This window comes from Sneathiella chungangensis, assembly GCF_009882935.1.
Lineage (GTDB): Bacteria > Pseudomonadota > Alphaproteobacteria > Sneathiellales > Sneathiellaceae > Sneathiella > Sneathiella chungangensis.
Genome location: NZ_WTVA01000004.1, coordinates 197,131 through 210,345, shown reverse-complemented (window position 1 = coordinate 210,345; position 13,215 = coordinate 197,131). Strand labels below are relative to the sequence as shown.

General features: G+C 49.5%; 12 protein-coding genes and 3 pseudogenes. 9 read left to right on the top strand and 6 right to left on the bottom strand.

The genetic code is table 11. The features are described from left to right. Positions 1–126: 126 nt before the first annotated feature. From GQF03_RS10280 to GQF03_RS10270, 3 genes are all read left to right on the top strand, one after another. Positions 127–744 (top strand): TetR/AcrR family transcriptional regulator, encoded by a 618-nt coding sequence (locus GQF03_RS10280; protein WP_161339184.1) that lies wholly within the window; start codon positions 127–129, stop codon positions 742–744. Between the two features lie 457 nt (positions 745–1,201). Next, positions 1,202–1,501 carry a hypothetical protein gene (locus tag GQF03_RS10275; protein WP_161339183.1) on the top strand — a complete coding sequence of 100 codons (300 nt, stop codon included), beginning with the start codon at positions 1,202–1,204 and terminating at the stop codon, positions 1,499–1,501. A gap of 101 nt (positions 1,502–1,602) precedes the next feature. Then, complete coding sequence (locus GQF03_RS10270; RefSeq protein WP_206376149.1) at positions 1,603–2,664, top strand: class I SAM-dependent methyltransferase; 1,062 nt, start codon at positions 1,603–1,605, stop codon at positions 2,662–2,664. 149 nt (positions 2,665–2,813) lie between these two features. Here GQF03_RS10270 and GQF03_RS10265 read toward each other — a convergent pair whose 3' ends face one another. Both GQF03_RS10265 and GQF03_RS10260 read right to left on the bottom strand, forming a co-directional pair. Further along, positions 2,814–3,533, bottom strand: coding sequence for a winged helix-turn-helix transcriptional regulator (locus GQF03_RS10265; RefSeq protein WP_161339182.1), 720 nt, complete (start codon positions 3,531–3,533; stop codon positions 2,814–2,816). Positions 3,534–4,039: 506 nt separating this feature from the next. Next, positions 4,040–5,446 (bottom strand): FAD-binding oxidoreductase, encoded by a 1,407-nt coding sequence (locus GQF03_RS10260; protein WP_161339181.1) that lies wholly within the window; start codon positions 5,444–5,446, stop codon positions 4,040–4,042. A 154-nt stretch (positions 5,447–5,600) separates the two neighbouring features. On the opposite strand from GQF03_RS10260, the gene GQF03_RS10255 reads away from it, so the two are divergent. Next, positions 5,601–6,638, top strand: coding sequence for a GlxA family transcriptional regulator (locus GQF03_RS10255; protein WP_161339180.1), 1,038 nt, complete (start codon positions 5,601–5,603; stop codon positions 6,636–6,638). A gap of 214 nt (positions 6,639–6,852) precedes the next feature. Here the strand turns inward: GQF03_RS10255 and GQF03_RS19185 are convergent, their stop codons facing one another. Then, complete coding sequence (locus tag GQF03_RS19185; RefSeq protein ID WP_422125159.1) at positions 6,853–7,317, bottom strand: homocysteine S-methyltransferase family protein; 465 nt, start codon at positions 7,315–7,317, stop codon at positions 6,853–6,855. 60 nt (positions 7,318–7,377) lie between these two features. After that, on the bottom strand, positions 7,378–7,734 hold the full coding sequence (locus tag GQF03_RS10245) for a homocysteine S-methyltransferase family protein (RefSeq protein ID WP_161339179.1): 357 nt from the start codon (positions 7,732–7,734) through the stop codon (positions 7,378–7,380). A gap of 742 nt (positions 7,735–8,476) precedes the next feature. Here GQF03_RS10245 and GQF03_RS19180 point away from each other — a divergent pair. Beyond that, complete coding sequence (locus GQF03_RS19180; RefSeq protein ID WP_380744045.1) at positions 8,477–8,791, top strand: DDE-type integrase/transposase/recombinase; 315 nt, start codon at positions 8,477–8,479, stop codon at positions 8,789–8,791. 79 nt (positions 8,792–8,870) lie between these two features. Here the strand turns inward: GQF03_RS19180 and GQF03_RS10235 are convergent, their stop codons facing one another. After that, a complete protein-coding gene (locus GQF03_RS10235) occupies positions 8,871–9,428 on the bottom strand; it encodes a MarR family winged helix-turn-helix transcriptional regulator (protein WP_161339177.1) in 558 nt (185 codons plus the stop codon). Between the two features lie 91 nt (positions 9,429–9,519). On the opposite strand from GQF03_RS10235, the gene GQF03_RS10230 reads away from it, so the two are divergent. Beyond that, positions 9,520–10,275, top strand: a complete 756-nt coding sequence (locus GQF03_RS10230) for a hypothetical protein (protein ID WP_161339176.1) — start codon at positions 9,520–9,522, stop codon at positions 10,273–10,275. Positions 10,276–10,382: 107 nt separating this feature from the next. Here GQF03_RS10230 and GQF03_RS10225 read toward each other — a convergent pair. Further along, positions 10,383–11,031, bottom strand: a pseudogene (locus GQF03_RS10225) (IS6 family transposase). 129 nt (positions 11,032–11,160) lie between these two features. On the opposite strand from GQF03_RS10225, the gene GQF03_RS10220 reads away from it, so the two are divergent. From GQF03_RS10220 to GQF03_RS10210, 3 genes and pseudogenes are all read left to right on the top strand, one after another. Further along, on the top strand, positions 11,161–12,036 hold the full coding sequence (locus GQF03_RS10220; protein WP_161339175.1) for a TauD/TfdA dioxygenase family protein: 876 nt from the start codon (positions 11,161–11,163) through the stop codon (positions 12,034–12,036). A 73-nt stretch (positions 12,037–12,109) separates the two neighbouring features. Further along, positions 12,110–12,298: pseudogene (locus GQF03_RS18895) on the top strand (IS6 family transposase); the annotation flags it as partial. Between the two features lie 113 nt (positions 12,299–12,411). Next, a pseudogene (locus tag GQF03_RS10210) lies at positions 12,412–13,106 on the top strand (IS6 family transposase). Positions 13,107–13,215: the final 109 nt, after the last annotated feature.

The following is a 13,215-nucleotide window of genomic DNA, read 5'->3' as shown; positions in this document are numbered from 1 at the left end:
TCGATTTGTATCCCACCGGTGGGTTACACGTCAATAGTAATGGTATATACTTTAAAAAAATACGCGACTTGCACATCAGATTGAAGTCGGTTAGGTGACATTTAGGTTTAGGAAAAGGGCAGAGGAATGGCATCAGTCGCATGGAGCGAAATGGATTTAACCCGTGATGATCCGCGAGAACAAAAACGCATGGCGGTTTTGCGTACTGGTGCTCGACTGTTCAATGAACACGGATTTGATCGGACGTCGCTGGATGATATTGCGTCTGAGCTGAATGTTTCAAAGCGGACGCTTTATTATTATGTGAAAAATAAAGATGACATTCTTTTTGAGTGTAGCCGCTTAGCCCTTGAATTTATGGAAGAGACCTTGGCTAGCAGCCAGAATAACGACCTCCCGCCATTGGAACGCATTGCTATGATCATGCGAAGCTATTTGGACCTGTTGTCCAATGAATTCGGGGCATGTCTGGCTCTATCAAATGATAATGTTCTATCCGAAGAGAGCCGTAAAACTTTACGAAAAGGAAGAAAGAAACTTGATCAGGCTATTCGAGACTTAGTCGATCAGGGAGTAAAGGATGGGTCAATCGCGCCATGTGAGCCAAAACTCGCCGCTGCCGCAATATTTGGGGCATTTAATTGGGTTCCGTATTGGCAAACCAGAGGAAATCGCGAAACTTATTCAGAAATTGCAAATAGCTTTCTAAATATTTTTCTTGATGGCCTTCGCGCGCGAAAGTGATGTGGAAATCCGTGCATAAGGGCGTTGTCACATTAACTTCGTGAAAAAGAAGCCGGCATTGTACTAGCCCCCTTCAATTTGGAAGATCTTCAATCCCCGGCATTGCTTTCCGCCTCAACTCATGCAGCTTACTGTTTAGCTGTAGGCTCGACTTACACTGAGCTATCGGCATATTTAATATCTTCCAGCAAATCGCGGGTTAGATATTCCACACGAAACAAATCGACGCGGGTATCTGAAATTTGGTGAGCCAATTGCTCGAAATTTGAGATCCGCTCACCTTAGCCCAATAATAACCGCCCTCCCTCATAACTACTCATCCAGAAATAGTATGTTACTCCATTTAATGTAGTTGGATGCTATTTCTTGTGAACTATTTTGCCAATGCATCGCGGCCTACTTTCCGGTCATGACCTGAGGCGATATGCCCTGGTAGACAATCGACGGGAGTGACCAAATGTCAAAATTTAGAAGTAGCTTGCTGATACAGCATCATGCCCTATCCACCTCGCTGGCTCAAACAGCGAAATTGGTAAATTTCATTCCCACGCTCAACTCGGCTTCCTTATTACGTTCCAGATCCCGGCTCAGTTTTGGGGCGCACATCCTGAACGCATGGAAATTTGCGGCCGAGCGTGTCGTGGCATTCGAACGGCATCAGCGCGAACAATATGTGATGCGCAATATGTCTAAACGCGCGTTGCAGGATATCGGCTTTAACCGCATTTTGAACGGCCGCGATATCCAGGACGTTTAGCCGGCCCATAATATCTCATTCTCACATACTTGAACTGCCCTTCCAACCAGGTCGTATCGGGCACTAACGACGGTAGACGCAATAAAACAGGAGTCTTAGAAATGAAAATGGAAACACTCACGACAGAAGCCTTCGCCGGACAAGTCGTCTCTGATGTCAGCGCCACGCTCTCCGGTGTCATGACAAATATCGGAAACAAGCTGGGTCTCTATCGGGCCATGGCGGGTGCCGGAGCAATGACCTCCTCCGCATTGGCCAGCAAATGCAAACTGGCCGAGCGCTACGTTCGCGAATGGCTCAACAACCAGGTGGCCGGCGGCTACCTGATCTACGACAAGGACATAGGCACATACACACTTCCAGACGCCTATATTCCCGTTCTCGCAGATCCCGAAAGCCCCGTCTTTCTGGTTCCCGCGCTGGAAGTCGCCGCATCGCTATGGCTGGATGAAGACCGAATTGTAGATGTATTTCGCACGGGCGAAGGAATTGCATGGGGTGAACACCATCACCGGCTTTTTTGCGGCAGCGAGTCACTGTTTCGGCCGGGCTATCAAACTTTTCTGGTATCCGACTGGATTACGGCAATGGAAGGCGTGGAGGAAAAACTCCTTGCCGGTGCCAAAGTTGCCGATGTGGGCTGTGGGCACGGGGCATCGACAATCGTATTGGCTAAAGCATTTCCTAATTCCACCTTTGTCGGCTTCGATAATCATGCCGCCTCAATTGAAACCGCCAAGGATCGTGCAGCAGAGGCCGATGCAACAACGAATACGCGCTTTGAGCTTGCGGATGCGCAATCCTATCCTGCAGATGGTTTTGACCTAATCTGTTTCATGGATTGTCTGCATGACATGGGTGATCCTGTTGGCGCAGCCCGTCACGCAAGAAAGGCGTTGAAATCCGGCGGCAGCCTGATGCTGGTTGAACCAGCTGCGGGGAATGCAGTTGAAGAAAATATCAACCCGGTCAGCCGCTTGTACTATGCAGCATCAACGGCTGTCTGTACGCCCTGCTCACTGTCACAGGAGGTCGGACTAGCGCTTGGAGCGCAAGCAGGCGAGCGGCGTCTGTCAGAGGTGCTTATCGAAGCCGGTTTCCCTCGCGTCCGTCGGGTGGCCCAGACACCTTTCAACATTATACTCGAAGCGAAATTGGACTAAAAAAGCATCCCGACGGTCATGGTTGACAGCCGGGAAGTCTAAATCCTGAGGGTAATGGGCCCCTTGGACCACAGGCGCGCCCAGAATGTATCAGTTTGACAATCATCAGTCGCATCAAAGGCTAAATATCTGGCGTTACCTGCTCAGCACTAAAGAAGATTGCTAGCTGAAATACCCAAAATCTCACTAGGTGACGGGATATCGACAAACACACTTTGGGCCAACCAGACTTTGATGTTGCGGGTCAACGCGGCGGGGCCAAGCACATCGAAATCGCCCGAGGCTATTGCCTGTTGATAGGTCAATCGCCCCATCCAGGCATCGACCATCGTTCTAACGGATGTGGTAATATAGACATCAACATCCTTGCCTGGATCTGTCGTACAAACATCGACCGCATCGGTTCCGTTGACGACAATCCACCAGTTGGAGATGCCTTCGAAATCTGAAAATTTGAACCGAATGACCGCTTTGGATCCGGGTAATTTCTCCGGTTGAACGCTACGCTCCAGGTAGAGCATCAAAAGCTCTACATCGTAATCATTTGCAGTTAAATAATTTCTGGACCAATGCATTCCCCAGCTACCCAACGCGAGCAGGATTGGCTTCAGTTGCTGGCAGGCTTCGGTCGGAAAATACTCAAACCCGCGTTGCCCGTCGATGCGGCGACGGTAGATAAGGCCATATTCATCCAGCGTCGCTAAACGCTTGGATAGAATTGTGGGTGATATCGTGGTAAGCCCTCGTTGCAGGTCGTTAAACCGCGTCCCCCCCATCAAAAGCTCACGGACAATCAGAAGCGTCCATTTCTCACCAAGGATTTCTGTTGCCTTTGCAATCGGGCAAAACTGACCATATTGCGTGGTCATGGCACCTAACTCCCAAAATAAAAAATATTGAAGCCAATATACATATAACGCTTCACCGCAACGCGCAAAATGTCTTTGCACGGATCTTCGACATAGTCATTAATGAACTCCGGTGATGCTAGATTAACTCTGTAACCCGGAAATTGATGATGATCTAATCTCAGCTGATGCAAAAAAAATCTCCTAGTCCCAGCATCGCTTTCTCTCACATCATTGAACATGCAGTTTGGCTGTATGCATGATCTACATTGGGTGGTTTAGATATTGAAGATCTTCTAGATGGACCCTGGAACAAGGCGGCAGAGACGAATGCCGAATTGCGGCTTAAATAACCTGATCGAGGCGTCTCTGTTCAAAGGGGATATCTCCAAAGCGCCCGGTTCTGCGGAGCTCAGGGGCGAACCCGGACTGGAGCCGGGTTCGCCTTGGAAGAAGTGGTGGAGGCTGAAGTTTAGAGCGAACCCGTCTTCCCCTATTTCCCTGATCAACAGGGAAAAGATTTGAAGTTAAAATGACAATGCCTCCGGAACAATATTCTGGTTGAAGCGGAACCGGTTTTCCGGATCGTATTTAATCTTGATTTCAACCAGAAGTTCATAATTTTCTCCGAAACTTATCCGAGTCAAATCTGCGCCGTCTTCCCCGTGCCCAGGAAAATTGAGATAGGCGCGACCGTGGTGACCGAATGGTTCCGCACTGTCCCAGCCATCGCGCGACCAGGCCATGTTAACATTGTCATCAGCGGGATCAGACCAGACGCCATCTAACGAATACATCCAGCCCATGGACCGGTCGCCAAATGCGGTCGCATCTGCAGCAACTTTGGCAGTCGCGCCGCCAAAATTCCACAATGACGAGATTGAGTTATCCGATGGCGCAGCAGCAGCGTTTTTCATCGCAAGATCAATCATATCGTTGGGCAGGTCGGTCAGATACCGAGCCTTCCAGTAGCTTCTGAAATCACCAAAGGGCATCAACGTGTCGAACAATTGCTGCACATCGCAATAGCTAATCCGATCCGAGAAATCAGTGACCATGTTCCCAAATTCACGAAGAGGCTGCAAAAGTGACTCCCCTGCTTCTGCATCGCCATTATAAACACAGGCCAGTGTATAGACCCGCTTTCCCCAGTATTTTTCTGGGAAATCGTCGCCCTCAGCCGCTGTGGAAAATTCACATAACGATCCAACGCGATCGCCGTGTACGGCCAAAAAATCGCGCCACGCGCGAATTGGTCCGGGGCCGTCTTCCAGCGCATAGATAGGTGCCGCGAACATGACTTCCGGCCCGATGGCATGCAGTTTGAATTCGAACTGCACCACGACCCCGAAATTGCCGCCTCCCCCTTTCAGGGCCCAAAGCAAATCCGGGTTGTCATCGGCGCTTGCCCGGACCAAAGTGCCATCAGCAATAACCACGTCCGCTGCTATCAGATTATCTATCGAAAGTCCGTGTTGCGCGCGTAACCATCCAATACCACCTGAAAGCGTCAACCCCGCCACGCCAGTGTCCGATATCAGCCCGCCCGGCGTCGCCAAGCCGTGCACTTGAGTGGCTGCATCTACATCCCGCCACAGGGCGCCGCCTTCGACCTTTGCGACACAGCTTGCTGCGTCAACTTCGACACCTCTCATCAACGAAAGATCGATCATCACGCCATCGTCACACACCGCGTGACCAGCCACATTGTGCGCCCCACCACGAATTGCGATGGGCAGATTCTGTGCCATTGCCAGCCTGACCGTGGCCTGCACATCACGCACGGTCCGGCACTGAGCAATAATCAACGGCCGGCGATCAATCATCGCATTCCAAACCGCGCGGGCCTCGTCAAATTGAGTATCTTCGCGCCCGATAATATTTCCATCAAAGCTACTAGAAAGCCTTTCGAGAGTGCTATTGAATTTATCCATCTTCTCGTTCCTTTTAGTCCCATTCAAATTTCTCTCGCAAAGCTAGGTTAACGCCGCTATAAGCGTAAGTGGCAATTTCGCCAAAAAATGGGCATACTGGACAAACACATAAGGCAAATATGCCAGTACCGTGCCAAATAAGACAGAAGTTCCCATGAGTAAAAACAGAAAGCCATTGATCGTGTTGCTGGCGGCGCCAGAAACCTCAGCGTCAGTTCTTTACGGACTTTATGATGTTTTACAATCGGTAGGGGCGGTTTATGCCGACATGGTGGTCGGGGCTCCAGGTGACGAGCTATTGGATGTCCGCATTGCATCAACGGATGGCAAAGCTTTTCGCTGTCTGGGGAATATCCCTGTAGAGCCGCATACCGCTGTGAGCCAAATTGATATGCCCGACGCGGTGATTGTTTGCGATATGTATACTTCAATCTATGATGTCCCCAAAGGGCGCCATCCGCGTGAAATTGCATGGCTTCGCAAAGTGCATTCGGACGGCGCACTGCTAACTTCCGTCTGTTCGGGGTCACTTATGCTGGCCGAGGCGGGCCTTTTGGATGGGCACGAGGCAACGGCCCATTGGGCCTATCGTGACATGTTCCAGCGCCACTATCCAAAAGTTGCGTTTCGCAATGATTCTGTTCTGTGCTTGACCGCGGAGTCTGATCTTATCGTGACGGCCGGTGGCGTCAGTGCATGGCATGATCTGGCGGTCTACCTGATCGCCCGGTTTTGCGGATATCAGCACGCTATTGAAACTGCCAAAGTCTTTTTGATCAGTGGGCATTCCGAAGGCCAGTCGCCCTATTCAGTGATGACCCGTCCGATAGAAACGACAGACAGACAGATATCTGATTGTCAGGTATGGATCGCCGACAACTATGCTGTGGCTAATCCAGTCGAACACATGGTCGGACGCTCCGGCCTAAATGCCCGCACATTTTCTCGTCGCTTTCGGTCAGCAACAGGATTGTCGCCAATTGAATACGTGCAGGCGTTGAGGATCGAGGAAGCCAAACAGATGCTGGAAATTGAATCCTATTCAGTTGACGACATCGGGATCTCAGTTGGCTATGAGGACTCGGCTTCATTCCGAAGGCTCTTCAAACGAAGCGTCGGCCTGTCGCCCGCGGCCTATCGCAAGAAGTTTCAACACATATCCCAAATCGCCAAACCAATCGAAGCGGTGTGAGGCGAAGAGCAACAGTCTTGCCCGCAAGTATCAAGAAACGAGTTTCCTTGCGGATAGTGAGATTTCCAGACCTTTGTCGAGGTCAAAGGCAGTGTCAGAGAGAGATTGTAACATTGAAGAATTTGGGATTTGGAAAAATGCAAGCGCCGCTTGCTTAAGAAAAATTACTGGAGTTTGTCTACGGCCATCGTAAGTTAATGTGACAAAGCCGATTTTAGGCGTGCGCCCGAACATTGAGAACGTTTTTAGCAATTTGCTCCATATGGGGCCGATCAGTACCACAACATCCGCCAAAAACGTTGAGCTGCGGAAACCTCCGCGCCAGATCCCCCATTTGCTGTCCCAACTCAATTGGATCGCCTTCCTCAAGGTGGCCAAGCTTACATAGTATCCCGTGATCAAGAGAAGAGGCGTTGGGCCGCACTCCTTTCAACCTGTCAATCCAGCGCCCCGGTGCAGCAATGGCAGGTGCGAAGTCAATCGGATGATTGCAATTTATCATGTAAAAAAGGGGTGCTCGATCGGTGGCTACCTCTACTGCCTCAATAGCGTCACCGATCGTCGGTCCCGTCTTGAGGACAGCCTCTCGGCCAAGCGAAAACGACATTATGATTGGTATTTCAGCAGCGCTAGCGGCTCGGGTGATCCCAATTGCCTCCTCGATGTGATTGAAGGTCAGGGCAGAAATAAAATCAGCACCAGCCGATTTAGCGGTGGCGATTTGTACACTGTGATATTCTTAGGCCTCTTCAGCACTCATTACGAGATCAGCGTTGTAGGCGTCGCCACGTGGACCAATGCAACATCCGACCGGGATCGGTGTGTCCTCGGTCGCATATTCTTGAGACAACTCAGAATAAATTTCGATACCTTTTGCGGTGAGGTCTGCAAGCTGTTGTTCAGACATGCCCAACAAGGCTCCCCAGTCGGGGCTCGCGCGGTAATGAACACCATCCAACAGGTGACCGACTTTATGTTCAACGGCCACCTCAATCAGGCCCGTATGATAGGTACGCAGATCATCCACAAACCGATCATTTTGCAGCAACTCAAACAGACAGAAATGCCGAAACTCCCAATCCTTCTTATACATCATGGTTGTCTCGATCCCGGCCTCTGTGAGGAATAGCCTGTCATTAGCTTCCGGTAACCGACGTTTGCATTCGTTTCCCATGTTAAATTTCTTCCCGTTACGTGCTGTAACCTGACATGTTGTGCATCAATGCCTGCAAAGCGGATGTGATTTCAGATCGTCCGCATTGCCAGCCCCTTCCATATCCTTATAGATGCTATGGCAACGAATATGCTTAGACTAGTGGCGTTTTTGTCAAGAAAAGGGCATATTTGACAAATACGAAAGGTAAAACTGTCAGTTTCGAACTGATGAAGTCAGAGATAGGTATTGTCATCTATGGGCGCCTCCTGAAATGCAAAAGATTTCCTTAGAGCGAAATTACCTTCTGTAAATACGTGTTAGCTATTCTGCAGGTTCTGTCGGCGTGGTCNGATTAGATCCATCTCTTCAAATGGTGTGGCGACAAGGATGTAGCTTGATATTCCAAGGGCGAAAACAATATGCCCAACGGTTAAATGCGGCGTGATCCAGGGCATCATCATCCAACATAAGCTGATTGGTGTTATCACATTAACTTAGCGACGAAATTGAAGACGATCTAAACTCCACCGATGCAAAAGATCTCCTATTCCCGGCATCGCTTTTCCTCTGACCTCATTCGACAGGCAGTTCGGCTGTATGCCCGATTTACATTAAGTTATCGGGACATTGGATATCTGTTGGCCGAACGAGGCCGGGATAATTCCTACGAAACTGTCCGACGATGGTTTCTAAGTTTGACGTACCAATTGCGCGGAATCTGAGATCTCCCCACCCTACTCCCAATTATATTTGGCAATTAGAGGAAATGGTCGTCGTTATTCGAGGAAGACGGTATTTCCTGTGGCATGTCGTCGATGCTGAAGGAGAAGTCCTGGATGTCCTCGTACAACCAAGTAGAAACGCTAAAGTTGCCTTGAAACTGATAAGGAAATTATTGAAGAAACAAGGCTGTTCTCCACCGCAAATTGTCATCGCTAATCTAAGATCCTATCATAGGGCGTTGGCCATTAGGACAAGTGCAAGCATAGCTGCCTGAAGATTACCACAAAGAAATCTCTGCGCTTTAGGTTAGTCAATGTGACAATGCCGTGGGACGTTAATGTGACAGAGCCGTCCTAAGCTTCGACAACCAATCTGTGTTCATGACAAATCTTTTTGGCATCCGTTGGTGATAACGGCAGTTTCAACAGATTACAGTATCCGCCCTTTGGCTCTTTGCGATGATAGTCGCATGTATCGCACACCCCGAAACTTCTATATCCTCTCTGCTTTAGCGCCGTGCGGGCCAGGGCTTCAAGGCCAGTTAAAAGAGTGGATACCTCCTGCCCGCTAAGCAGTAAAACCGCCTCTTCGATCGTACTCGTTTTATTAAAGAGCATCTCACCCTTTTCCGTAATCGAATAGGAAATTGATCTTTTATCATGCTCAGAACGGTTCTCCGTGATGAGCCCTTTGCGGGCAAGCGATTTGAGCGTTTGCGAAACGGTTCCCCGCGTTGTCGCCATAAAATCCGCAACATGGGACGGAGAGCGTGAAAATCGGTTGGCCCGCGCCAGATAGGACAATGCCGTCCACTGGGTCGGGTTGATATCATCGCCCCATTCATCCGCTGCACTGATACGGCCAAGCCGTTCGATCAGGTCCTTGATACGTCGTTGATCATCTGTTTTCATGGAAATTAAAATAGCGAGTCGAAATTATTATTGCAATATCAAATTTTCCAAGTTATTAGTATCGAGTCGATATTATATTTAGGAGCTCACTATGAAAACCTTGGCTATCGCAACAATTCTAATCTTCTGCACCGGCTCTGCCTTCGCAGATGCCAGTCATAAATCTCACGCCGTCAATCAGGAGGGCGCTGTTGTCTCTCCTGCGGACGGCTCAAAAATCGCCGCCTTTGATATTCTGGCCGCGCATGTTCACCGCAAGGGGCGCACAGTTACCTTTCATATGACCACAAACGGCTTAGCCGGTTCGGAGGTGCCGTCGCCCACCGGCTCTCTGGGTGGTGCAACCGTTTTATCCTATGTCTGGCCGACATCCCTTGACCCTTCAACTGTCGGATTTGAAGGGAATACAGGAATATTGGCACTTGTCGCCACCAGCCACCCAGATTTTGATGACACCCCGTTATATGATGAGGACGGGGACGGAGATCCGGCAAATGACGGCACAAAATGGCATAGTCATTGGGTCGTCCTCGCACCGACGGCAGCCTGCGGAGAAGGCGCATTGGCCGTTCGGGATATTCCCGAAGGCCAATCCCCCGCCATGCCCGCCACCTGGCCGGGTCTTCCGATATTTATCGACAGTCCAGGCTTCACTCCCTTGTTTGACGGACCTGAAGTCAAGATCAATGTTTCATTTGCTGACGCAGAAGCAATTGCCGGGGCCTCATATGACGGAGTAACCGCCGCATTGAAAGTGAACGCAAATGTCCACGCACCTCTTCTATGCGTGACCGATGTATTCGATGTCGCGTCAGGAGATCTTAGCTTGCCCGGCAAGCTCAAATAAAATTAACAAGCCAACACGGTGAGGCATCCAATGCCTCACCGAGGCGCTGTCAGACTAATGCGACGTAGTCTATGTATGGCCTAAAAAGCGGCATAGCGGTGCCCCCATTATGCCGCACCAAGTTGCCGCCACTCGGCCAGTGCAGCATTTCTTTGAGGCTTGAATAGAGGCGAATTTTTGTAGACTTCATCAGCGCCTGAAATTCAGCATCGCCTGCATTCTTCGCCGAAATGATAGATGGCAGTTTCCACAGCGATTGTTGGACCAGCGGCCAACTTCTTGAACCTCATCATTTCCGATAGTCTTCATAGCAGCAGGATATGGTTTTAAACGATCTGTATCAATTTCGTGCGGTCTTGCGTATCGCTTTGTGATTTTCTTGAGAAATTTCAGTGCAGCCTTACAATCTCGCCATCTGGAAATACAGGCTTCCCGAACATCTCCTTCGTGATCGACGGCTCGCCACAGGTAGTGAGTTTCGCCATTTATCTTCACGACTACTTTGTCCATATGCCATCGCCAGTTGGAATGATTCAGGGAAGGGTGAAGTCGTTTCTTCCGTATTTCTCTAGCGAACAACGGACCAAACCGGTTCCACCAATTGCGAGCTGTTTCATGACAGATATCGATGCCCCGTTCATGAAGAAGGTCCCCAACATTGCGAAGTAAAAGGGCAAATCTGACGTACATCTTCACTGCAAGGCGAATGATCTCAGGTAAGGTTTTGAAATAGCGAAATGCGTTCTGTTTTAACATGCTCGGACGCTAGTCGACGAGCAAATGCCACCAAGCAATTTTCTTCTGACAAAACCTTAACAACGATAAAGAAACATTTATCAAATCAGCGGATTGGGGTTACAATTAAACAAAAAAGCCGGGGCTGACATGAAAAACTGGGATATCAACCGACTGTCCGGTGCATTGGGCGCAGAAGTACAGGGCATTGATCTGGCGACTGTCAATAGCAACGATATTGCGGAAATACGGCGTCTGTTGGCCGAACATATGGTGCTGTTTTTTCCGCAGCAGAATCTTTCCGTTGAGGATCACGTCGTCCTTGGGCGCCATTTTGGCGAACTGGAAGGGCATCCAAACCTGAAAAACCCGTATCTGGATCATCCGGAAGTTTTTGAGCTGGTGGCGAGCAATGGCGGCATTGCCGATGAGTGGCACACGGACCTGACATTCCAGGAACAACCGTCTTTGATGTCCATTCTGAACATGGTCAAATGTCCCGAAACCGGCGGCGATACGATGTGGACAAATCTTTGTGCCGCGTTCGATTCGCTATCCCCGCCGATGCAGGAATTATGTACTGGGTTGACGGCACTACATGATGCGCTACCGCATAATCACCCCGAACAGATGGCCATTCATCCGGTCGTCAGAATTCACCCCGAAACGGGCCGGAAAGCGCTCTATGTGAATGAACATTTTACCCGGCGTATCGTCGAAATGAGTGCACCGGAAAGCGCGGCCTTGCTCGACTTTCTGACTGGCTGGGTCCAGAACCCGCGTTTCACGGTGCGATACCGCTGGTCGGAAGGCGCCATCGGAATCTGGGATAACCGGTGCACCCAGCATTATGTGTTGAACGATTTTTCCGAAGAACGCATCATTCAACGGGTCACGGTTGTCGGGGACCAGCCAACGGGCGAGGGCGCAAGATGGCCGACCTGGCTGAATGACAGCCGACGATCCGCCGTCAGCCGTCACGACAGACAACTAGCCCTTTTCCTGAAATCAAGAAACCAGGGCTGACCGGATCAGTCCAAAGGGTGCTGTCAGAGTAAAATCACTTGGGCCGTGTTGAGGCTGTTTTTACGGTCATCTCATGAAAAATCCATTCCGATACTTCAAAACCTCACATGGAATCATCCGCTTGGCCGTGATGATGTATATCCGTTATCGACTATCACTGCGACGGGTTGAAGATCTTCTGCATGAACGAGGTATCAACGTTAGCTACGAGACGGTGCGTTTCCGGTGGAATCGGTTCGGTCCCATATTTGCAGCAGAAATTGAAAAGGCCAGTTCAGCATCGATGCGAATAGGATCTCAGTAGAGATGGAATCTGGATGGTATTGTCACATTAACTTCGTGGAAAATAATCCGGCGTTGAACTAGTCTTCTTCGATGAAAAATATTTCCTACCAGCGCCATCGTTTTCCACCGCACATAATTCAACACGCTGTTTGGCTTTACGCCTGATTTACACTGAGCTATCGGGATATTGAAGATTTGCTCGCGGAACGAGGTCTAGATATTTCTTATGAAACCGTTCGAAGACGTTTCTAAAGTTTGGCGGACCAATCGCCAGAAATCTGAGATCTTGCCGCCCTACTCCGAACGATATTTGGCATCTGGATGAAATGGTTATTGTTATTCGAGGAACGCGGCATTTCCTTTGGCGTGCTGTTGATAGTGAAGGCGAAGTGCTGGATTTCCTTGTACAACCAAGGCGAAATGCCAAAGCTGCCTTGAAACTGATGAGAAAATTATTGAAGAAGCAGGGTTTTGCGCCAACGCAAATCGTCACAGACAAGCTGTAATCCTATCATAAAGCGTTTCGAATTCTAGGCTTGAAAGTTGAGCACATTGATAACAAAAGAGAGAACAATCGGGCGGAAAATTCACATCTCCCGGTAAGGAGAAGAGAACGAAAAATGCAGAAGTTTAAGTCACCAGGATCTGCTCAGAATTTCCTTAATGTTCAATCAGCCGCTTACAATAACTTTTTTCTCCAACGCCACCTATTATACCGATCTCATTTAAAGGAAAGTCGCGCTGCAGCATATGGCGTTTGGGAAACTGCAAGCGCTGCCGCATAAATAGTGCCATGACCTTTCTCTGCGCTTTAAGCACGTTAATGTGACAACACCCTCAAAAGAACAAGTCCCCTCCCAACCGACTGGAAAGAGCAGCAAAAGCGCCTCGGTT